The organism is Solidesulfovibrio sp. (assembly GCF_029978005.1).
Taxonomy (GTDB): domain Bacteria; phylum Desulfobacterota; class Desulfovibrionia; order Desulfovibrionales; family Desulfovibrionaceae; genus Solidesulfovibrio.
Window position 1 is genome coordinate 36,035 of sequence record NZ_JARKOZ010000084.1, and the last position, 20,490, is coordinate 56,524.

The 20,490-nt window shown below is 68.0% G+C and carries 14 protein-coding genes and 1 tRNA gene; 10 read left to right on the forward strand and 5 right to left on the reverse strand.

Annotated elements, in window-relative coordinates:
* Nucleotides 1–104 precede the first annotated feature (104 nt).
* Nucleotides 105–3,986, reverse strand: coding sequence for a class I adenylate cyclase (locus tag Q1K70_RS10025; protein ID WP_300158571.1), 3,882 nt, complete (start codon nt 3,984–3,986; stop codon nt 105–107).
* Nucleotides 3,987–4,124: 138 nt separating this feature from the next.
* Complete coding sequence (locus Q1K70_RS10030; protein ID WP_300158574.1) at nt 4,125–5,411, reverse strand: HD-GYP domain-containing protein; 1,287 nt, start codon at nt 5,409–5,411, stop codon at nt 4,125–4,127.
* 199 nt (nt 5,412–5,610) lie between these two features.
* On the opposite strand from Q1K70_RS10030, the gene Q1K70_RS10035 reads away from it, so the two are divergent.
* The 10 genes from Q1K70_RS10035 (at nt 5,611) to Q1K70_RS10080 (ending at nt 16,529) form a co-directional block, all read left to right on the forward strand.
* On the forward strand, nt 5,611–6,402 hold the full coding sequence (locus Q1K70_RS10035; RefSeq protein ID WP_300158577.1) for a tetratricopeptide repeat protein: 792 nt from the start codon (nt 5,611–5,613) through the stop codon (nt 6,400–6,402).
* Between the two features lie 196 nt (nt 6,403–6,598).
* Nucleotides 6,599–8,377 (forward strand): methyl-accepting chemotaxis protein, encoded by a 1,779-nt coding sequence (locus Q1K70_RS10040; protein WP_300158580.1) that lies wholly within the window; start codon nt 6,599–6,601, stop codon nt 8,375–8,377.
* A gap of 160 nt (nt 8,378–8,537) precedes the next feature.
* Complete coding sequence (locus Q1K70_RS10045) at nt 8,538–9,461, forward strand: branched-chain amino acid transaminase (RefSeq protein WP_300158583.1); 924 nt, start codon at nt 8,538–8,540, stop codon at nt 9,459–9,461.
* 52 nt (nt 9,462–9,513) lie between these two features.
* A complete protein-coding gene (gene dnaX, locus Q1K70_RS10050) occupies nt 9,514–11,256 on the forward strand; it encodes a DNA polymerase III subunit gamma/tau (protein WP_300158586.1) in 1,743 nt (580 codons plus the stop codon).
* Nucleotides 11,257–11,279: 23 nt separating this feature from the next.
* Nucleotides 11,280–11,591, forward strand: a complete 312-nt coding sequence (locus tag Q1K70_RS10055) for a YbaB/EbfC family nucleoid-associated protein (RefSeq protein ID WP_300158589.1) — start codon at nt 11,280–11,282, stop codon at nt 11,589–11,591.
* A 93-nt stretch (nt 11,592–11,684) separates the two neighbouring features.
* Nucleotides 11,685–12,299: a recombination mediator RecR gene (gene recR, locus Q1K70_RS10060; RefSeq protein ID WP_300158592.1), complete on the forward strand. Its 615-nt coding sequence runs from the start codon at nt 11,685–11,687 to the stop codon at nt 12,297–12,299.
* A gap of 14 nt (nt 12,300–12,313) precedes the next feature.
* On the forward strand, nt 12,314–14,506 hold the full coding sequence (locus Q1K70_RS10065; RefSeq protein ID WP_300158595.1) for an ATP-dependent RecD-like DNA helicase: 2,193 nt from the start codon (nt 12,314–12,316) through the stop codon (nt 14,504–14,506).
* Nucleotides 14,507–14,551: 45 nt separating this feature from the next.
* Nucleotides 14,552–15,514 carry a lysylphosphatidylglycerol synthase transmembrane domain-containing protein gene (locus tag Q1K70_RS10070; protein WP_300158598.1) on the forward strand — a complete coding sequence of 321 codons (963 nt, stop codon included), beginning with the start codon at nt 14,552–14,554 and terminating at the stop codon, nt 15,512–15,514.
* A gap of 11 nt (nt 15,515–15,525) precedes the next feature.
* Nucleotides 15,526–16,344, forward strand: a complete 819-nt coding sequence (gene thiD / locus Q1K70_RS10075; protein ID WP_300158601.1) for a bifunctional hydroxymethylpyrimidine kinase/phosphomethylpyrimidine kinase — start codon at nt 15,526–15,528, stop codon at nt 16,342–16,344.
* A gap of 100 nt (nt 16,345–16,444) precedes the next feature.
* Nucleotides 16,445–16,529, forward strand: a tRNA-Leu gene (locus Q1K70_RS10080).
* Nucleotides 16,530–16,951: 422 nt separating this feature from the next.
* Here Q1K70_RS10080 and Q1K70_RS10085 read toward each other — a convergent pair.
* The 3 genes from Q1K70_RS10085 to Q1K70_RS10095 all read right to left on the reverse strand — a co-directional run bounded on the left by Q1K70_RS10085 (nt 16,952) and on the right by Q1K70_RS10095 (nt 20,202).
* Nucleotides 16,952–18,124 carry an MFS transporter gene (locus Q1K70_RS10085; protein WP_300158604.1) on the reverse strand — a complete coding sequence of 391 codons (1,173 nt, stop codon included), beginning with the start codon at nt 18,122–18,124 and terminating at the stop codon, nt 16,952–16,954.
* 399 nt (nt 18,125–18,523) lie between these two features.
* On the reverse strand, nt 18,524–19,837 hold the full coding sequence (locus Q1K70_RS10090) for an MFS transporter (RefSeq protein WP_300158607.1): 1,314 nt from the start codon (nt 19,835–19,837) through the stop codon (nt 18,524–18,526).
* Nucleotides 19,838–19,872: 35 nt separating this feature from the next.
* The gene (locus Q1K70_RS10095) at nt 19,873–20,202 is read right to left on the reverse strand and encodes a hypothetical protein (RefSeq protein ID WP_300158610.1); all 330 of its coding nucleotides are present in this window, start codon (nt 20,200–20,202) and stop codon (nt 19,873–19,875) included.
* Nucleotides 20,203–20,490 lie beyond the last annotated feature (288 nt).

A 20,490-nucleotide genomic window follows, 5' to 3' on the forward strand; every position in this document is an offset into this window, starting at 1 on the left:
CCGTTTTCCGCCCCATCCCTCCCCCTATCGGGGAGGTCCAGGAGGGGGTGACCCCCTCCTGGCCGCCGGAGGCATCTTCCTCTTCTCTCTTCCCTTCTCCTCCCCTATCGCCGCATGTCGCGGGCGGTGGGGCATTGGGACTTGGCCGGGGCGTAGAGGGTCAGGCGCAGGGCGTGGTCCAGGCCGAGCGTCGTCGATTCCTTGAGGAAAAGCGGCGGCGATCCGTCGAAGACGTCGAGGTCCGCGGCGCGTTCCAGATGGAAGAGCTCGCCCCAGGTCGTGGCGTACAGGGCGTCCACGGTCAGGGTGCGCCGGTCCTCGCGCGGCGAGAGCAGGTTGACCGCGCAAAGCGCCGTCGTGATCCGCTCCTTGGAGAGCCCGAGCGACAGCGGCGGGGCGAAGGTGTCCTTGACCGGAAAGGCTTCGTACACGGCGTCGAGCAGGCCGGTCACGTCGGGCAGGGTCAGGGGCGCGGGCAGGGCGGCGGCCTTGAGGTGCATGCCCGGCCGGTAGATCTCGTTGGCCACGAGCCAGGCGCAAAGGCGCGGCAGGCTGGCGTCCTGGCGCACGGTCTCGCGCCGGCGCGCCTTGCGGTCCGGGCCGGCCGGCTCGGCGCGCACCGTGAAGCCCTTTTCGCGCGGGGCGATCTCCTCGTAGGCGATCTCCAGGGAGGCGAACAGGTCGCGTCCGGGTCGCACGAAGGGCATGCGCATGATTTTTCCCACCTTGCGCCCGAAGCTGGCGGCGATGCGCCGCGAGAGCATGGTCTGGTCGCGCTCGGTGAGGCCGCCGCCGCTGGCCAGTTCCTTGCTGCGTTCCTTGAGCCGCTCGTAGGCGCGCAGGAAATGGGCGGCGATGGCTTCGCCCAGGGCCTGCGCCTGGGCGAAGCCGTCCTCGTCGGCCTGGCCCTCGCGCCGGGGCGGCGGCGGGCGCAACCCGGCCGCTGGCGGAGCGTAGGGAAAATAGTGGTCCAGGAGCGTCTCGCCCGTGCGGCTGGCGTACTCCTCGCTGGGATCGAAGCCGGTTTTCTGGAGAAAAGCCTGGCGCAGGAGCTCCACGGCGCCGGTCCGGCCGCCTTCCTGGTAGAAGCGCGTGACCTCGCGAAAGAGCAGGGCATAAGGATCGCAGCGCCACAGCCCGCCCTGGTTGGCGAAGACGTGCTGCTTGAGGGTGTCGCAAAGGGGTTCGGGCGCGCCGGGCTGGGCGGCGTACTTCTCGAGCAGCCCGAACTTGATGATGGACTTGAAGGGGCTGGTCAGGGACTTGACGATCATCCACAGCGAGGCCCCGAAGTATTCGTCCCCGGCGATGGGTTGCAGGCAGCCGAAGTCCAGGCTGTCGGCGTCGGCCTCGGGCGCGACACGGGCCATGGCGGCCAGGGCACGGTCGTAGACCTCCTGGCCCACACCCGGGGCCAGGCACCACCAGGCGGGCTTCCTGCCGCCGACGACCAGCGCCGTGCGGTAGAACTCCTCCTTGAGCAGCCTTCCCTGGGCCGAGCCGTAGCCCTCGTCGTCGGAGTAGCCGAAGACGTTGTCGCGCACGTCCTGCACGCTCATGCAAAAGAAGTGGATTTCGAGCCCCGCCTCCTGCATGGCGGCACGGCTGGCCGCTTCGAGCTTGGCGGCGAAGGCCTCCCTATGGGGGCTTTGGGCCGCGGCGGGACCGAGGCAGACCCAGACGTCGAGGTCCGAGTCCGCGCCCTGGGCCACGGTGCCCACGCTGCCGATGGTGTAGACCGCTTCCACGGGCAGGGCGTCGTCCGGGGGGCGCGGCGGTGCGTCCCGGGCCAGGCCGAAGTGTCGGGCGAGAAGGCGGCAGGTGGACAGGTCGGGATGGAATCCGGCCACCCGGGCGGCCGGCGCGGGAGTGGTCTTGCCGTCGGCGTCCCGGGAGAGGCCCGCCTCGACGAGGCCGGACAGCATGTCGAGAAAGGCCGCGCCCGTGTCGCCGAGCCGTCGCCGGGCCCAGGCGGCGCGCCGCTTGTTGCTGGCCAGCATGGCCCGACGGCGGCGGGCCACGTCGCGGGCGAAAAGCGCCGCGTCCAGGCAGGCGGCCAAAAGCCTGGGGCCGCCGCCTTCGAGCAGGGCGGCGGGCAGGGGCGGGGAGACGGCGGCTTCGGCCATGGCCACGGCGTCGTCCTTGGCCATGGCTCCGAGGATGTCCGGCTCGTCGGTGACGCCGCCGAACCGGGCCCCGGCGAAATAGCAGCCCTCGGTGCGCACGCCGGCGAGATCGGCCTTGGGAAAGGCGGCCATCTCGAACAGGCAGTCCGAAAAGAGCGCGCCCCGGGCGGCAAGGTCGTGGAAGGCGGCACGCACCAGGCTGACCGCCCGGAAGCGGCAGGTTTCCAGGCGAAAGCCGGCCAGGGAAGCGCCGAAGAAGTCGCATTCGGTCACGTCCACGCCCGAAAGTGTCACGTCTTCGCCCCGGGCCGCGTCGAAGGCGCAGCCGCGCAGTTCGCAGGACTCGAAGCGTACCTGCTCCAGGACCGTCCCGCTGAAGCGACAGTTGGCGAAGCGGCAGCCGGCGAAGGCGACGCGGCGCAATCGCGCCGCGTCGAAGGCGACGTCCGTGAACTGGCAGTCCGTGAACGTGGCCTCGGAAAAGGCGGCCTGGGACAGGTCCACGGCCCGCAGCACGCAGCGCGTGGCCGCCACCCCCGTCACGGCGGCCCCTTCGAGCCTGGTCCAGAGAATCTGCCGTCTGTTGAGCTCCCCCCCTTGCGCCAGGTCCCGGCGCAGGGCCTCGTCGCCGCCGTCCTGTCCCGGGCCGGGCGCGGCAACCAGGGTCTTGACGCGCTTCCACAGGCCTTTTTGCTCCTGGCTCTCCTGCGCCGGGCCGGGCAGGGGGGCGCGAGGGGGGAAGGGGCGTGAGGCGGCCCGGGAGCGCAGGGCCAGGTCCCCGGCCATGGCCCGGGCCAGTTCGGGCGTGGCCGCGGCCGTTTTGGCCACGGCCCGGGCGGCGGTCTCCATGGCGCCGGGCGCGGCGGCGGCCAGCACGGCATAGACCGCGCCGAGGGCCAGGCGTCGGGGTTCGGTCGGCAGGCCGCGCAGGGCCTGGCCGAACGCGGCCAGGGACAGCCCGGCCAGGAACGGGGCGAGTTCCTCGGCCCGGTCGGGGCTGGCGGTCAGGAGGCCTGCCGCGACCGTGGCCGCCCGGGGCTCGTCGCAGCGGGCCAGGGCGCTCAGGGCGGCGGCGGCCAGGGACGGGTCGGTCGCGCCGCAAAGGGCCTCCACCGGACCGGCGACCACGGCCGGGTCCAGGCCCGGAGTCTCGGCCAGGGCGCGGCACACGGTCTCGGCCGAGATCTCGTCCAGCTCCCCCAGTCGTCCGGCCAGTTGCTGGACGAGGGTGGGCTCGCGCAGCCGGCCGACCACCCGGGCCATGTAGCGGGTCTGCTCGGCGGAGAGGTCCATCTGGAGGAGCTGGTGCAGCCACATGCCGAGCCGGCCGCGCACCAGGGCGTTGCGCACGGGCAGGGCCGGGTATTCATGGCGGTTGGCGAGCAGGTCGAGGAGGATGAGCAGTTCGTCCGGCGTGCGCTCCACCAGATCGGCCAGGACCGACAGGCCGAAGGCGGCGGTCTTGGGCCGCGACGGCCGGGGACGGCGGAAGAAGGCGTTGACGAAAAGGAGCTTCTCCTCGTCCTTGAGGCAGCCGAGAAGGCTTAAGGCCTGGTCCTCGGGCATCTTTTCCAGGTGGATGACCGAAAGGACCTCGCCCTCGACGCCCAGGCGGAAGAGCAGGCCGAAGGCCTGTCGGGCGAAGGCCTCGTCGCCGGCTTCGAGCAGGGCGGCCAGGAGGAAGGCCAGCTCCGAGGCCTCGCCGGCCGTGGCCGGGTCGTCGGCCGCGCCCCGGTCGATGAAGGCCAGGGTCTGCCTGGCCAGGGGGACCAGGGACGTGAGATCGGACCCGGGCGGCTGGGACAGCCCCGTGCGCAGGGTCCGCATGATGGCCCGGGCCGGAGAGCCCGGCCGCTTCACGGCAGGCCTCGGGCGTTTCCCCGTGCCCGGACCCGGAAAGCGCCGGAGGAGGACGTCAAAGGCGACATGGCTGCGTGGCCGGGCTTGTCCTTGAAGAATGGAGCCGCTGGCTTCAAGGGGCGCGACGCGGGGTGGACGTCAGGGCCTGGGCGCGACGTCGACATAGTAGGCGACCTGCTTGCCGGGGTTCAGGTATTGGAGCACCTCCGGGGCCAGTTCCGAGGGCCTCAGCGCCTTGGCCACGGTCAGTTCGGTCTCGATGCACAGGTCGATGATGAGCGCTTCGCGCTTGGGGATGTCCGGGTGGTAGACCTTGACGCTCGGGCGCATGGAGTCGCGCAGGTTGGCCGAGACCACCATGCCCTGCATGCCGTTGGAGAGCGCCACCAGGGAGCCCGGCGGGTAGACGCCGAGCTTGCGGATGAACATGGTCGCGGCCTTGGGGTCGAAGAGCGCCCGGCGCTTGTAGAGGGCCTTCATGGCCTCGTGGGGGGTGGGAGGCTCGGCCCCTTCCTTGGGATTGAGCACGCGGTCGTAGAGGTTGGCCACGGCGGCGATGCGCCCGCCGAGGGTGATGGCCTCGCCCCTCAGGCGGCCGGGAAAGCCCGAGCCGTCGATGTATTCGTGGTGCTGCAGGACCAGCGCCTGGGCGGACGGGGGAAAGCCGGGCACTGCGGAGAGCATGCGCGCGCCGATCTTGGGGTGCTCCATGTAGTACTCCTTGAGCACCTTGTTCATGGTCACCATGTTGCCCTTGGTGAACCGCTGGATGGGCACGCGTCCCTTGCCCACGTCGTGAAACAGCGACCCCAGGCCGACCTCCTCGATGTCGGACTTTTGCAGCCCCATCTCCTTGGCCAGCATCATGGAGAGCACGGCCACGTTGAGGGCGTGATAGTGCCTGGCCTCCTCCCGCATCTTGGCGGTCATGACGTTGATGAGCACGTCGAGGTCGGACAGGAAGGTCTCGGCCATGGGGCCGACCACCTCGCCGGCCGCCTCGAGAACTTCGGGGCTCGGCGAGGAGACCTTCTTGATGGCCTCGACCACCTGGTCCATGGCCTTCTCGTAGCGGCGTTCGCAGGCGGCGAAGCGCTCCAGGCGGTCCTTGTTGCGCTCGATGGTCTCGCGCTTGAGCGACGACAGTTCGGCCGAGACCGGCGTCTTGGCCGTGCTCCACGGCCCTTTCTGGCGCTTGCCGGCCGTGCCGTCGATCTCCTCCAGGGAGATGGGCAGGCGGTCGGATTTCTCCGGCAGGCAAAGGACGTGGGAAAGGCCGAGGGCGACGACCTTGGCCACGTCGGCGTCGCTTGCGAGCTTGAAGCCCTTTTGCGGAAAGGGATGGCGCAGTCCCGGTTCGTCGATGCGGATGAAAAGCCCCGGGCAGAGCTGTTCGATCAGGATGGGGTATTCGTCGATGTGCATGGGGCGTCATCCCGGGCTGGCCGCCGGGGGCCGGCCGCGAGGAGCGGCGGGCCTGTCGCCGCGGCGACCCTCAGCATACGCGGCCGGGAAAAAGCCTGTCAACACGCGCCGACAGTTCCTTTGCCATCTCTTTTCGCCTTCCGTCTTGCCCTGGGCGCGCCCAGTCGCTATCTAGGTCGGAAGACGACAATGGTATTCCATGGCACCGCACGCCACGCCGCATAGCAAGTCCTCCTCCGGAATCAGGCCCGTCAAGGGCGTGTTCTCCACCGACGCCCAGCAGTTCCTCGGCAAGCACCGCCTCGGCCGCGTCGCCCAGCGCCTGTTCGTCTACGCCGAGGAGCAGGAGGACGGCCGGGTGGCTGTGTGGCGCTTAAGCCGCAACTTCATCCCCACCGGCCAGAAGCGGTTTCTGCAAAAGGAGAGGCTCTTCGCCGAATACGTGCCCGAGCCGGGCATTTACATCAACAAGGTGATGCCGGTGATGCGCCGCCTCGACGACGCCCTGGCCGTGGCCGACAGGCACCGGGCCAACCGGGAGCTTTTCGCCGCCGAGTTCGAATACCAAAACGTACTGCGGCTGGACGAGGACCACGTCAAGGCGACGTTCGGCCTGGGCCTGACCTATCTGGAGCGCCAGGAGAAGCAAAACGCCGACATCGTGTTCCGCAAGATCATGCGCATCGAGGCGGCCTTCACCGAGGAGCACAAGCACCTCTTCAACGACTTCGGCATCCAGATGCGCAAGCTCGGCATGTTCGACGAGGCCATGCGCTATTACGCCCGGGCCTATCGGCTGTGCCGCACCGACGAGCACCTCCTCTACAACATCGCCCGGACCCAGTACGAGAAGGGGCGTTTGAAAAGCGCCAGGATGATGCTGGCTCGCGCCCTGCGGCTCAACCCCGATTTCCCCGAAGGAAAGACCTTCATGGCCTATCTCGAATCCCGCTTGCGTGGCGAGGACGTGCCGGAATTGCCCCCGCAGTGACGCCGGACGAGGCGATGTCACGGGCGTCGCTTCTTTCGTGCTATCCAGTATTGCTGGACTTTTCCGTTTTTTCCCTTTGTATGTTCCTTCAGGGTTTGACATCGTGCCTTTCCCGGTGAAAAACGCCGACCAAGGACGCAGTGGGCTGGACGCATCGAGCCGGCCCGTCGTCGCGGCGTCAGCAAGGAGTCGTGCCATGCCCAGTCTCAAGGTCGGCGTGAAGCTGTTCGCTTCCGTGTGCGTCGCCTCTCTTGTCGCCATCCTCATCGCCGTGGTGGGCTACCGGGGCCTGCGCGACACGGGCGCGGCCGCCGCCGAGGTGGCCGGGGCCACGCTGCCGCGGGTGGCCGGGCTCGGCATGGTCAAGGAGGGGCTGCTGGCCGCCCAGTCGGCCGAGCGCACCATCCTCGTGCCGGAGCTGGCCAATTCCAAGGAGTTCGAGCGCCAGCGCGAGAACCTGGAAAAGGGCCTGGCCCTGGTGGACCAGGGGCGCGCCATGGTGGAGGGGCGCTTTTCCGGCGAGGAGGAAGTCGGGCAGTGGCGGAAGTTCGACGCCGCCCTGGAGGACTGGCGCAAGACCAACGCCAAGGTGCTGGAACTCGTTTCCCAGAACAAGCGCAGCAACGCCTTGACCCTGTCCATCGGCACCTCCATGATTTCCCTGCGCACGGCCACGGCCGCCGTGAATTTTTTACTGGAAGAGAGCCGCGCCCGGGCCGAGGCCCTGGCCGCCGACGCGCGGGCGCAGGCCGACAGACGCGGCCTGACCCTCGTCGCGGCCGCCGGGGTCTGCCTGCTCGTGTCCCTGGGGCTGGGCACGGCCGTGGCCCTGTCCATCGTGCGGCCCCTGCGCCGGGGCGTGGCCTTCGCCAGGGCCGTGGCCGACGGGGACATGCAGGCCAGGCTCGACGTCAAAAGCCGCGATGAGATCGGCGAACTGGCCGACGCCCTGCGCAAGATGCTGGCCGCGCTCAAGGAGAACATCGCCGCCGCCGAGAAGCGCGGCGAGGAGGCCGCGGCCGAGGCCCAAAAGGCCCGCCAGGCCCAGGCCGCGGCCGAGGAACACCGGCAGGCCGCCGAATCGGCCCGGCAGGAGGGCATGCTCCACGCCGCCACGCGCCTCACGGCCGTGGTCGAGGCCCTGACTGGGGCCGCCGGCGAGCTGACCTCCCGGGCCGAGCAGGCCGCCCGGGACGCGGACGAGCAGTCGTCGCGCCTGTCCGAAACCGTGACCTCCATGGGCCAGATGCGGGCCACGGTCCTGGATGTGGCCCAAAACGCCGCCACGGCCTCGGAAACGGCCGCCGCCGCCCGGGAGCGCGCCGCCTCCGGAGCGGACGTGGTGCGCCGGGCCGTGGCCGGCATCGGCCAGGCCAGGGACAAGGCCATGCGCTTAAGCGACGACATGACGGCCCTTGGCGGCAAGGCCGACGGCATCGGCCGCATCCTCGGCGTCATCACGGACATCGCCGACCAGACCAACCTGCTGGCCTTAAACGCCGCCATCGAGGCGGCCCGGGCCGGCGAGGCCGGCCGGGGTTTCGCCGTGGTGGCCGACGAGGTGAGAAAGCTGGCCGAAAAGACCATGTCCGCCACCTCCGAGGTGGCCAGGGCCATCGGCGACGTCCAGGAAGGCACGCGGCAAAGCGCCTCGGGCGTGCGCGAGGCCGTGGACGTCATCGAATCCGCCACCGCCCTGGCCGACGAGTCCGGCCGGGCCCTTGCCGCCATCGTGTCCCTCGTCGAGGCGGCCGCGGACCAGGTGCGCTCCATCGCCGCCGCCTCGCAGCAACAGTCGGCCGCGGCCGAGGCCATCGAGAGATCGGTCGCCGCCGTGAACCGCCTGTCCGAGGACACGGCCCGGTCCATGGAACTCTCCACGCGGACCGTGGCCGGTCTGGCCGGCCAGACCCGGGAGCTCGGGGCGCTCATCGAGGAGTTGGGCGGCTCGGGTCGTCCGGCGATTTCGGCCTGATCCGCGGTGCGGCCTGTCACGGTGTTTTGCCCGGGCATCTTGACCATCATCCCCGAAGCGCCTACACTGCTGCGTTTACGTTCCAAACGTCACGCAAGTACGACACAACGCCGCCGCCGGGATGGGTCCGCTCGCGGTTATAAGCAACGGGGGAAGGAAGATGGGGTTACGTACTGACTTTATCTGGATGGATGGTACGCTCACGCCTTGGGATCAGGCCAACGTGCATGTCCTGACCCACGGCCTGCATTACGGGTACGCCGTGTTCGAGGGCATCCGGGCATACGAGTGCGTCGACGGCTCCTCGGCGGTCTTTCGGCTCAAGGAGCATGTGGACCGGCTGTTCGGTTCCGCGAAAATCCTGGGCATCGCCATTCCCTTCACGCAACAGCAGGTTGCGGACGCTTGCGTGGAAACGCTCCAAGCCAACAAGATGCCCGCCGGCTACATCCGGCCGCTGGTGTTCGTGGGCTCCGGCTCCATGGGCGTCAATCCCGCCGACAACCCCATCCGCGTGGCCATCGCCGTGTGGCCGTGGGGCGCCTACCTCGGCGCCGAGGCGCTGGAAAAGGGCATCAGCATCCGCACCTCGAGCTACACCCGCTTCCATGTCAATTCGATGATGAGCAAGGCCAAGTCGGCCGGCAACTACGTCAACTCCGTGCTGGCCAAGACCGAAGCCCTGGCCGACGGCTACGACGAGGCCATGATGCTCGACGCCTCCGGCTACGTGGCCGAGGGTTCGGGAGAAAACATCTACATCGTGAAAAACGGCGTGATCAAAACCCCGCCCCTGACCACGGTGCTCGCCGGCATCACCCGCGACAGCGTCATCGCTTTGGCAAAGGAGATGGGGTACGAGGTGGTGGAGCAGTTCTTCACCCGCGACGAGGTCTACGTGGCCGACGAGGCGTTTTTCACGGGCACGGCCGCCGAACTGACCCCGATCCGCGCGCTGGACCGCCGCGTCATCGGCGAGGGCCATGCCGGACCGGTGGCCAAGGCGCTCCAGAAGGCCTTCTTCAAGGTCGTCAAGGGCGAAAACCCGAAATACGCCGGCTGGCTGCACCGCTACAGCCTGTAACAAGCCCCGGGCGGCCCCTCCGGCCGGAGGCGGGGCCGCCCGGACACCGCGTATGAGCACCACCAGCCTTACCGCCAAATACCGGCCCCAACGCTTCGCCGACGTGGCCGGCCAGGAGGCCGTCAAGCGCATCCTGTCCCGGGCGGCGGCCGAGGACAAGATCGCGCCGGCCTATCTTTTCAGCGGCACCCGGGGCGTGGGCAAGACCACGCTGGCCCGCATCCTGGCCAAGGCCGTCAACTGCGAGACCGCGCCCACGGCCGAACCCTGCAACGTCTGCTCCCAGTGCCGGCAGATCACCGCCGGGGTCTCGCCCGACGTCATCGAGATCGACGCCGCCACCCACGGCAAGGTCGAGGACGCCAGGCGGCTCAAGGAGGACGTGGGCTACGCGCCGCTCAACAGCCGCTACAAGGTCTTCATCATCGACGAAGCCCACATGCTCTCCACGGCGGCCTTCAACGCCCTGCTCAAGACCCTGGAGGAGCCGCCGGCCCGCGTCACCTTCATCCTGGCCACCACCGAGGCCCACAAGTTTCCGGCCACCATCATCAGCCGCTGCCAGCACTACCTCTTCAAGCGCCTGGCCCAGCCCGAACTGGAAGCCCATCTGACCGGGGTGCTTTCGCGCGAGAACCTCGTCTTCGAGCCGAGCGCGGTCAAGCTCATCGCCCGGCGCGGCGCGGGCAGCGTGCGCGACTCCATGTCCCTTTTGGCCCAGGTTTTGGCCCTGGGCGGCGAGGGCCTCACCGAGGCCGACGCCAGAAACGTCCTGGGCCTGGCCGGCCAGGATGTCTTTTTCGGCCTCATCGAGGCCATCCACGCCCAGGACGGCCCGGCCGTGGTGGACGTGCTGCGCCAGGTCCTGGACAAGGGCCTGGACATCGGCTTTTTCCTGCGCGAGCTGGCCGGCATGTGGCGCAACCTGTTCCTGTTGCGCCAGGCCGGCGAGAAGGGGCTGGCCGTGGTCGACCTGCCGGCCGAGGAGACGGGCCTGTGGCTCGACTGGGCCGGCCGTTTCGACGCGGCCCACATCCATGCCTGCTGGCAGATGACCCTGGAAGGCCAGCGAAGGGTGCTCACGAGCCTGGAACCGGCCCTGTCCCTGGAGCTCATGCTCTTAAACCTCGCCTATCTGCCGCGCCTGCTGCCCCTGCAAAATCTCGCGTCCTGCGCCATGCCGCCGGGCGGCGGCGGCTCCGCTCCGGCCGGGTCGTCCGGGCCTTCGGGCCGGGGCGCGCCGGCCGGCGGCCCGGCTCCCGCCCCGCGCCAGGCTGCCCCGGCCCAGGGGAGCCGGCCCGTCGGCCAGTCACAGGCCGCGCCCGCCGCGCCAAGAGCCCCGCGCCCCGGCGGCTGGCGGCCGCCCGAGGCCGCCCCAGCCGCATCCCGGCCCGCGCCGGTTCAGGGCCATGCTCCATCGTCCGCCCCGATCCCGGCAGGGCCCCGTACCTTCGACGGCTTCAAGCGGTTCGCTTCCAAAAACGGCGAGGTCATGGGCCTCAAGGCGGCCAGGGGCGTCTACGCACCCGATCCCGAGCCGGGTGTCCTGCGTTTCGTGTGCGCCAACGCCTTCCACGTCAACCAGTTGCGCCACCCGGACAAGCTGCGCCAGCTGACGGCCCTGGCCGCCGAATACTTCGGCCGGCCCGTGGAAATCGTCGTCGAGGCCGCAGAAGGGGGAGGCGGCGACCGGATGTCGCCCGACGACCTCAAGCGCTACATCGACGAACGGCCCGAGGTGCGGCAGGCCATGTCCGCCTTCGACGCCGAGATCATCGAACGAAAACCCCGCTGAAGGCGGGTCATGGAGGACCATGCATGAAGGGAATGAACGAACTGGTGCGCCAAGCCCAGATCATGCAAAAGAAAATGTCGAAACTTCAAGAAGAGCTTGAGCTTCGCACCGTCGAGGGTTCGGCCGGCGGCGGCATGGTCACGGCCGTGGTGTCCGGGGCCAACGAGCTCAAATCCATCGTCATCGACAAGACCGTGGTCGACCCGGCCGACGTGGACATGCTCCAGGACCTGGTCCTGGCCGCGGTCAACGACGGCCTCAAGAAGGCCAAGGCCATGATGGAAGCCGAAATGGGCCAGATCACCGGCGGCATCAAGATGCCGGGGATGTTTTAAGAGCGAAGAGGAAGATGCCTCCGGCGGCCGGGAGGGGCAGTGCCCCTCCTGGACCTCCCCAAAGGGGGGCAGGGGCCACGAGGGAACGGATAAATGGCTGTGCAGACGACATTGCCGGCTCCCCTGGCGGAGCTGGTCGAGCAGTTGGCCAGGTTGCCCGGGCTTGGCCCCAAATCCGCGCTCAAGGCGGCCATGACCCTGCTCGAATGGCCGCGCGGCCGGGCCGAAACCCTGGGCGAGGCCATTTTGCGCCTGCGCGAGCGGCTGTGCCTGTGCTCGCGCTGCGCCGGACTCTCCGAAACCCCGGTCTGCCCGGTCTGCGCCGACCCGACCCGCGCTCCGGAGCAGCTGTGCCTGGTGGCCCAGTGGGACGCCGTCATGCTCCTGGAGGAGACAGCCCAGTTTCGTGGCTACTACCTGGTCCTCGGCGGCCTCCTCGATCCCCTGGAAGGCGTGTCCGCCGGCCAGTTGCGCCTGGACGCCCTGCGCGCGAGGCTCGCCGAGGGCGTGGTCACGGAGTGCATCCTGGCCCTTGGCGCGACGCTGGCCGCCGAGGCCACGGCCTCGCACATCAAAAACCTCCTGGCCCGGGAGTTCCCGAACGTGCGCCTCACCCGCCTGGCCCAGGGCATTCCGCTCGGGGCCGAGGTCAAATACGTGGACAAGGAAACCCTGTCCCAATCCCTGCGTTACCGCCAGGACCTGTAGGACGACATCGCGTCATGGCCGACGAGGCGAAAACGACCGAAATCTCCGCCGAGGTGCAGACCGTCACCTTCTTCAACGAAGGGTCGAACTACCTCATCGCCAAGGTCCGGTCCAAGGACGAGCCCGGGCCGTTTTCCATCGTCGGCTACGTGGACCGGGTGACTCCCGGGGAGATGCTGCGCCTGACCGGCTCCTGGGCCACCCATCCCAAGTACGGCCGCCAGTTCCAGGTGGCCACCTTCGACCGGGAGATGCCGGCCACGGTCAACGGCATCCGCCGCTACCTGGCCTCGGGCATGATCAAGGGCGTGGGCGGGGTGCTGGCCACGCGCATGGTGGACGCCTTCGGCGAGAAGGTGCTCGACATCCTCGACAGCGAGCCGGAAAAACTGCTTTCCGTGGAAGGGCTCGGCAAAAAGAAGCTCAAGGAGATCGTGGCCTCGTGGAATGCGCAGCACGAGGTGCGTTCGCTCATGCTGTTCCTGCAGACCCACGAGATCGCCACCACCCACGCCGGCAAGATCTTCAAGCTCTACGGCAACAGCGCCGAGGCCCGCATCCGGGCCAATCCCTACGAGTTGGCCTACGAGATACGCGGCATCGCGTTTAAGACCGCCGACGCCATGGCGTTGCGCCTGGGGTTCGCCCCGGACAGCCCCGAACGCCTGCAAGCCGCCCTGGTCTACATGCTCTTCACCATGGGCGAGCAGGGGCACATGTTCGTGCCGCGCGACGTGCTCTTCGAAAAGACTGCCGCCATGATCGAGGGCGTGGCCCCGGAGCGCCTGGACGAGGCCCTGGGCGACCTGGAGACCCTCAAGCGGGTCAAGGTCGAGGCCTTGCCCGCCCAGGGCGTCGAATCCGCCGTGTACCTGCGCCACAACTACGCCCTGGAGGTGGAGATCGCCCGCCGGCTGCACGACCTGGCCACCCACCCCGGCGCGGACCTGCGCGGCAAGGTGGAAAAGCTCCTGCCGGCCCTGGAATCCGAGGCGCGCATCCAGCTTTCGCCCGAACAGCGCCAGGCCGCCGTGGACGCCTGCGCCGAGAAGGTCTTCGTCATCACCGGCGGCCCGGGCACGGGCAAGACCACCATCACCCGCATGGTGGTGGCCGCCCTTGACAAGCTGGGCTTAAAAGTCAAACTTGCCGCGCCGACGGGCCGGGCGGCCAAGCGGCTGGCCGAGGCCACGGGCTGGCCGGCGGCGACGCTGCACCGCCTGCTGCAATCCACGCCGGACGGCAGCTTCGCCTTGTGCGAGGACAACAAACTCAAGACCGACGTGCTGCTCGTGGACGAGGTCAGCATGCTCGACGCCAGGCTCTGCGCCCACATGCTGCGGGCCATGCCGGCCCCGGCCCGGCTCGTGCTCGTCGGCGACGCCGACCAGTTGCCGTCCGTCGGCGCGGGCAACGTCCTGGCCGACGTGCTGGCCAGCCAGGCCGTGGCCAGCGCCCGCCTGAGCCGGATCTTCCGCCAGGCCCAGCAGAGCATGATCGTGGTCAACGCCCACCGGGTCAACCAGGGGCAGTTTCCCCAGGCCGCGGACAGGCCGCCCCCGGAGGCGGATTTTTTCTGGGTGGAGCAGGACGACCCGGCCACGGTGCGCGACATGATCGCGGCCCTGGTCTGCGAACGCATCCCCGAGGTCTACGGCCTCGACCCCATGCGCGACGTCCAGGTGCTCTCGCCCATGCACAAGGGCGAGGCCGGCACCCAGTCGCTCAACGAGGCCCTGCGCGAGCGCCTCAATCCCAAGGGCCCGGAGGTCGCGCGCGGCATGGTGCGGTTTCGCCAGAACGACCGGGTGTTGCAGACCAAAAACGATTATGAAAAGGACGTCTTCAACGGCGATCTCGGCCACATCGTGGAGGTCGACCCCGGCGAGGGCGAGGTGGTGGTCTCCTTCGACGGCAGAAGCGTGGCCTACGACCGCACCGAACTGGACGAACTGGCCCCGGCCTATGCCGTGAGCATCCACAAATCCCAGGGAAGCGAATATCCGGCCGTGGTCGTCCCCATTTTGACACAACACTACGTCATGTTGCGCCGCAACCTGATCTACACCGCCCTGACCAGGGCCAGACGCCTGGCCGTCATCATAGGCAGCCGGCGGGCCCTCATGCTCGGCCTGCGAAACGCCGGCGGGGACAGGCGCTACACCCATCTCAACCATCGGCTTCGGGAGCTCTTCAATGCGCTGTAGCTGCACGGCCGGCCACGACGGGGCCGCTTTCCGGGACGATTCGACATGCTCATGAAAAAAGCCGCCGGTCTGCTGGCGCGCCTCCTCCTCGTCGGCGGTTGCCTGGTCTACGCCTTCTGGGGCATCGATTTCAGCCAGTTGTGGGACACGCTCCTGCGTTACGATGATCTGGCCCTTTTCTGGACGACCGCCTTTTCCTTCTTCGGCTACGCCGTCATGGCCCTGCGGCTCAATTTCCTTTCCGGTTTCGTGGCGGGCAATTGGCTGTGCTTCAAGGCGTTTTTGATGTCCATGGCCGTCAACAACATCGTGCCGGCCAAGCTCGGCGAGCTGGCCAAGGCCTTCTACCTGCGCCGGGAATGCCGCTTTTCGCTGTCGCGCAGCATCACCATGGTCTTCTGGGAGCGCTTTTTCGACCTCAACGCCATCCTGGCCATGGGCCTGGTCGTGGCTTTCCACTTCAAGCTCAAGATGGCCTTCGTGCCCCTGGCCGCGGCCGTGGGCGGCATATGGGCGGCCCTTTGGGTCGTGCGCACCTATCCGGACTTCGTCGGCCGCATCATCGACAAGATGCCGTCCAACCGGCTGGCCGAGTTTTTGGCCGAACTGAAGCTGCAGGTGCTCCACGGCGTGACCCCGTCGTTTATGATCCTGCTTGGCCTGTACACCGCGGTCTGCTGGGTCTTTTACGCCAGCTCCACCTTCCTGGTGCTCATGTGGGTGGCCAAGATGCCGATTTCCTTCGGCCACGCCGCAGCGGTCTTCGTCATTTCCTCGCTCGGCATGGCCATGCCGTCCTCTCCGGGGGCCCTCGGCGTCTTCGAGGCGGCGGTGGTCTTTTCCCTGGGGCTTTTCGGCGTGGACCGCTCCCAGGCCCTGGCCGCCGGGCTGGTGCTGCACATGGTGCAGTACATCCCGGTGACCGTGGCCGGGCTTTTGGTCCTCGGCAAGAGCGGGCTGAGCCTGCGCAAGATACGCCACAGCGAAGAGGCCTTGGAAGAAGCCTGAGGAGGTCCTCCATGCATCCGCCATGTGTGCTCACCGTGGCCGGGTCCGACAGCGGCGGTGGGGCCGGCATCCAGGCCGACCTCAAGACCTTCATGATGCAGGGCTGCTACGGCCTTTCCGTGGTCACCGCCCTGACCGCCCAGAACACCCGGGCCGTCACGGCCATCGAGGCCCCCACGCCCGGCTTCGTGGCCGAGCAACTGCGCGTGGTGCTTTCGGATTTCCCCGTCCGGGCGGCCAAGACGGGCATGCTCTTTTCCGCTCCCATCATCGAGGCCGTGGCCGGGGGGCTGGCCGGCAAGAACTTTCCCCTGGTGGTCGATCCGGTGTGCGTGGCCCAGTCCGGGGCCAGGCTCCTTTTGCCCGAGGCCATGGCGGCGCTGACCTCCTGCATGTTGCCCCTGGCCGACCTGCTCACCCCCAACCGTCTGGAGGCCGAGGCCCTTGCCGACATGGCCATCGTCACGCGCGAGGACGCCATGGAAGCGGGGCGGCGACTGCTCGACCTCGGCGCGGGGGCGGTGCTCGTCAAGGGCGGGCATTTCGAGCCCGATTCGGGGCAGACGGGCGAGGCGGTCGTGGACGTGCTCCTCACCCGTCAGGGCCTGGTGCGGGAATACGCTCGGCCGAGGGTGGCCACGCGCAACACCCACGGTACGGGCTGCACGCTCTCCGCGGCCATCGCGGCCCACTTGAGTCTGGGCGAGCCTCTGGAAGAGGCGGTCGCCTCCGGCCGGGACTATCTGCAGCTGGCCCTGGAAACGGCCTGGGATCTGGGCGGCGGCGACGGCCCGGTCAACCACCTCGCACCGTTTCTGGGAAAAGCCTGAACGGGCCGGTCAGGCGGCGTTTTTCGCCAGCCGACGGTTTCCATGATTGTGGCCTGGCCCGCTTTCGCGTAAGAAAATTCGCCCGTCGACGACGGACCGTGCGAGAGTGGCGGAACTGGGAGACGCACCAGACTTAGGATCTGGCGCCGCAAGGCATGGGGGTTCGAGCCCCCCCTCTCGCACCAAGCTGATTTCATTCATATTTACAATTCTCACCCTTCACAAAAGAAACTTCCGGGACAGAATCTGTCCCGGCCCTGTCCCGGCCTTGTAGCTTCTGCCCTTCCTCTCCAGCCCCTAAGTCACTCATCCCCCCGTCAGGGTTGCGCGTCCGCCGGAGGTCGCCTCGCGGCCGGGTCGGATAGGCCCCGGGGAAGGCGGGCCGGACCCCTTGCATGGTTTCGCATACGCAAAAAAGGATGGCTATGTTGCCATCCTTTTTTGCGCCCGCCCGGCATCCGCCGGGTGCTCGCGGCGCGGGCCCCCTCGCCGGGCGCGCGGCGCTTGTGTCACGTCCACGAAATACAGGCATCTGTATTCCATGGATGACGTGCTGCAGCGGTCATGGTTTTTCCAAAAATACTATCGTCTTTTCAGGGACGTCACCCTAGCCGTCGACGTCCGCAGCCGGCTCCGCGCAGGGACGGCGCATGGCCAGCACCGCCAGAAGGGGCACCCCGGCTCCCAGCACCCCCAGCCAACCGAGCATGCCGGCCTTGGACTCCCAGTTGCAGGAAATGACCAGCATGGCCACCGCCCCCCAGACGAACAGGGAAAAGGTCATCAGCGCCGCGGCCGCGCCCACGTCCTGCTGGACCAGTTCCAGGAGCAGGTGATTGCTGATCGGACGGCTCATGCCGTAAAAAACGGTGATGCCGAACATGCAAAGGGCCACGGCCGTGGGGTTGGGGCCGCCGGTCGCCGCCAGCACCGTGGAGGCCGCCGCCATGCCCGCCAGGGAGCAGCGCAACAGCGCCGTGGCGGTGACGCTGGCGCACAGGCGGGCGCTCAGGAGCGAACCGGCCATGATGGCGAACCCGTTGAGCCCGAACAGGAAGCCGTAGGCCTGTTCGCTGACGCCGAAACCGTTGATGTAGATCGACGACGAGCCGCCCACGAAGCCGAAATAGCCAAGCCCCATGAAGGTGAGGGCGAAGTTGAGCATGATGAAGCGGGTGTTGCGGAAAAGCACCCCGTAGCGCTTGATCACCGGCCAGAATCCGCCGGAGGTGAAACTGTCCAGGGGCTCTTCGAGCCCCAGGCAGCCGAGAAAGACCAACAGCCCCGTCGCTCCCTGACAGACGAAGATGCCCCGCCAGGACATGACGAGCAGCAGCTCGCCGCCGATCATGGGCGCGATCATGGGGCAAAGGGGCATGATGACGCCGATGGAGGCCAGGACCCGCTGCCGCCTGACGCCGCTGTACAGGTCCTTGGCCAGGGCCAGGGACAGGGCGGCGGCCGCCGCCGCGCCCACGGCCTGGGTTGCCCGACCGGCGATGAGCACCCAGATGGAGTCGGCCAAGGCGCAGGCGAAGCAACTGGCCACGTACAGGCCAAGCCCCCAGAGCAGTACCGGTCTGCGGCCGATGCGGTCGGACAGGGGGCCGTGCACCAGCAGGCAGAGGCTGAAGCAGATGAAGAAGGCCACCACGGAGATGTTGGCCTCGGCCAGTGAAATGCCCCACAGGGTTTGCAGGGTCGGGATGGCCGGCAGGTACATGTCCGTGGAAAGGGCGGGCAGGCCGCTGAGCAGTCCGAGGAGGATGAGCATTTTCATAGCGTGGCGTCCGTATGACCATAGTTGGATTGGGATTGTGCTGTCGAAGCAAGTCACATGCCATGCCCGAATCATCGTTGCTGCGGGGGAGGGTGGACGAAAGCGGGCTCTTTTACAGGGATCTCCGGCCAACCGCGTCCCGCGCAATGAAGCTGTTTTCAGTAACATCCCGTAATTAAAGATGTGTTTTCGGTTGACGAGTTTGTCCCATTGCGCGCCTGCCCTGACCCGCGCGCTGGCGGGTGCGAAGCCGTTGCGGCCGTGTTGGCCGATGCCGGCGGCTGGGGCGCAAAAAAGGCGGCTTCCCGCAGTGCGAAAAGCCGCCGGCAATGGGCTGGGCCGGTGGCCGTGACGCGGCATGGCTCCGCGTCGTCCGGCCCAGCCCCGAGGGTGGCGGGACTAGGTGGTCGCCGCCGCGGGCGCGGCCAGGCGACGCTCTTCGGGGTTGAGGAGCCTCAGCGGCAAGGAGGTGGCGAAGATCAGCGACAGCAGGAAGGACACCAGGGCCACGGCCAGGGAGGCCGTGTAGCTGCCCGTGACGTCCTTGAGGTAGCCGCCGAGGAAGGAACCGGTGAACGGCCCGGTGCCCATGACGATCAGCGTGGCCAGGCCCCAGATCTTGCCGAGGGTCTTGCGGCCGTAGAGCGAGCCGCTGTAGCCGACGACGCCGCCCGGCACGATGGCCCAGTAGACGGCGAAGAGCACGCAGGACACCACGCCGATCCACAGGGACTGGCGCTGGAGGAAGAGCAGGACGCAGGCGACGATGCCGATGGAGGGGCCGAGCTGGAGCATGCGCTTGCGGCCCAGCGGTTCGTAGCCCGTGACCTTGACGGTATAGTCGGCCACGATGCCCATGATGGGCATGCTGAAGATGCCGACCACGCCGATGACCATGTACATGTACGAAGCCGTGCTGATGTCCATGCCGAGGTCCACGCGCCAGTAGCTGACCACCTGCGTCCAGACCAGGAACTCGGCCAGCACGCTGAACACGAAGGTGAGGATCGCGCCCCAGATGGGGTAGGAGCTGAAGGCCTGGCCGATGGTCCACTCGTATTCCTTGGCCGGAGCCGCGCCACCCGCCGCGGGCATGGCGCCGTCGGCGTGCAGGCCGTAGGACTCGGGGCCGCGCTTGGCCAGGAAGAAGGCGATGGCCAGGACGACGAAGGTCGTATAGCCGAGGCCTTCGTAGATGGACCGCCACGAGGTGCCTTCCGAGAGCGCGTTCTTGATGAAGTAGGTCAGGATGAGCTGGCCCAGCGGGGCGCCGGCGAAGGCGAAGCCCCACATGGTGGCGTAGCTCTTGCCGACGTACCACTTGCGCACGGAGATGGTGGACGTCACCCACAACATGCCCGTGGCGATGCCGCCGAACAGGCCGTAGGCCAGGATGTAGGCGGGCATGCTGGTGATTTGGCCGGTCACGTAAAAGCCCAGGGCTCCCAGGACGGCCGAGATGGCGAACACGGGCTTGGTGCCCCATTTGTCCAGGATCATGCCGCAGAAAAACGCCGATATGGCATAGATCGTCATCATGATGGAATAACCGATGGTCGTCTGGGCGTTGGTCCAGCCCATGTCCTTGAGCATCGGGTCCTTCAGTATGGCGAAGGTGGAACGGTATCCGAAAAGCACGAACACGGCCAGAAACGAGGCGGCTACGACCAGGTGGCCGTAGAGTCGCTGTTTCGCTGCGTCTGGGTTGCTCATGGAGATCCTCGTTAGGGATGTTGCGTCCGGCATTGTCAGCCTGACCTGCGTTGTTCCAGAAAATCCACTGCCTCGTGCGCTGCGTCGCCGGGGGAAACGACGCAGTCGGGCGATCGGGCGAGAGCGATACCGTTTTTGTTTTCAAGGCCGCCGGCCGGTACGGTCGCGTCGTGGCTTTCGTGAGGCCACGGCCATGATTCATGCGTCCGGGTCCACGGCGGCAGCCGATCGGTTGCTTGCGCTGCCTGCCTGAACTCGGTTCCTGTGCAGTGGACGAAGAGCAAGGCGCATGCCTGGAGATTATTTCGCAAATTATTTTTAATTTTCAGTATGTTGATTGATTTTGTTCGCTCGGGCCGGTCCATGGGGGCGGCTGGCCGTTCCCGGTCATGCCAAGCTTGGCCCAACCGTATCGGCCTGCCGCCTTGTTGCGCCGGGCCAGGGCGCGTGCGCGGGAATGGGCGGATTTGGCACTGCTTGGGCGGGGCTTGGCCCAGCCGGCGTTCCAGGGGGCTTCCGGGGCGCGAAAAAATCGGTGCTGGCGATGAGTTATACCCTGGCCGGCTTGCGGCCGGGCGCGACGGCAAGGAAGGGCGGTTCTGAAGGTGGCGAGGCGAAAGCGGTGGGGGGCCGGGAGGGCGCTTGCGCCGGCT

Bases quoted from the DNA above. Each gene is read 5' to 3' on its own strand.
- Q1K70_RS10055 (WP_300158589.1), top strand. From the start codon at position 11,280: ATGAAGGGAATGAACGAACTGGTGCGCCAAGCCCAGATCATGCAAAAG.
- Q1K70_RS10045 (WP_300158583.1), top strand. From the start codon at position 8,538: ATGGGGTTACGTACTGACTTTATCTGGATGGATGGTACGCTCACGCCT.
- thiD (WP_300158601.1), top strand. From the start codon at position 15,526: ATGCATCCGCCATGTGTGCTCACCGTGGCCGGGTCCGACAGCGGCGGT.
- dnaX (WP_300158586.1), top strand. From the start codon at position 9,514: ATGAGCACCACCAGCCTTACCGCCAAATACCGGCCCCAACGCTTCGCC.
- Q1K70_RS10035 (WP_300158577.1), top strand. From the start codon at position 5,611: ATGGCACCGCACGCCACGCCGCATAGCAAGTCCTCCTCCGGAATCAGG.
- Q1K70_RS10030 (WP_300158574.1), bottom strand. From the start codon at position 5,411: ATGCACATCGACGAATACCCCATCCTGATCGAACAGCTCTGCCCGGGG.
- Q1K70_RS10090 (WP_300158607.1), bottom strand. From the start codon at position 19,837: ATGAGCAACCCAGACGCAGCGAAACAGCGACTCTACGGCCACCTGGTC.
- Q1K70_RS10040 (WP_300158580.1), top strand. From the start codon at position 6,599: ATGCCCAGTCTCAAGGTCGGCGTGAAGCTGTTCGCTTCCGTGTGCGTC.
- Q1K70_RS10070 (WP_300158598.1), top strand. From the start codon at position 14,552: ATGCTCATGAAAAAAGCCGCCGGTCTGCTGGCGCGCCTCCTCCTCGTC.
- Q1K70_RS10085 (WP_300158604.1), bottom strand. From the start codon at position 18,124: ATGAAAATGCTCATCCTCCTCGGACTGCTCAGCGGCCTGCCCGCCCTT.
- Q1K70_RS10065 (WP_300158595.1), top strand. From the start codon at position 12,314: ATGGCCGACGAGGCGAAAACGACCGAAATCTCCGCCGAGGTGCAGACC.
- recR (WP_300158592.1), top strand. From the start codon at position 11,685: ATGGCTGTGCAGACGACATTGCCGGCTCCCCTGGCGGAGCTGGTCGAG.
- Q1K70_RS10095 (WP_300158610.1), bottom strand. From the start codon at position 20,202: ATGGACCGGCCCGAGCGAACAAAATCAATCAACATACTGAAAATTAAA.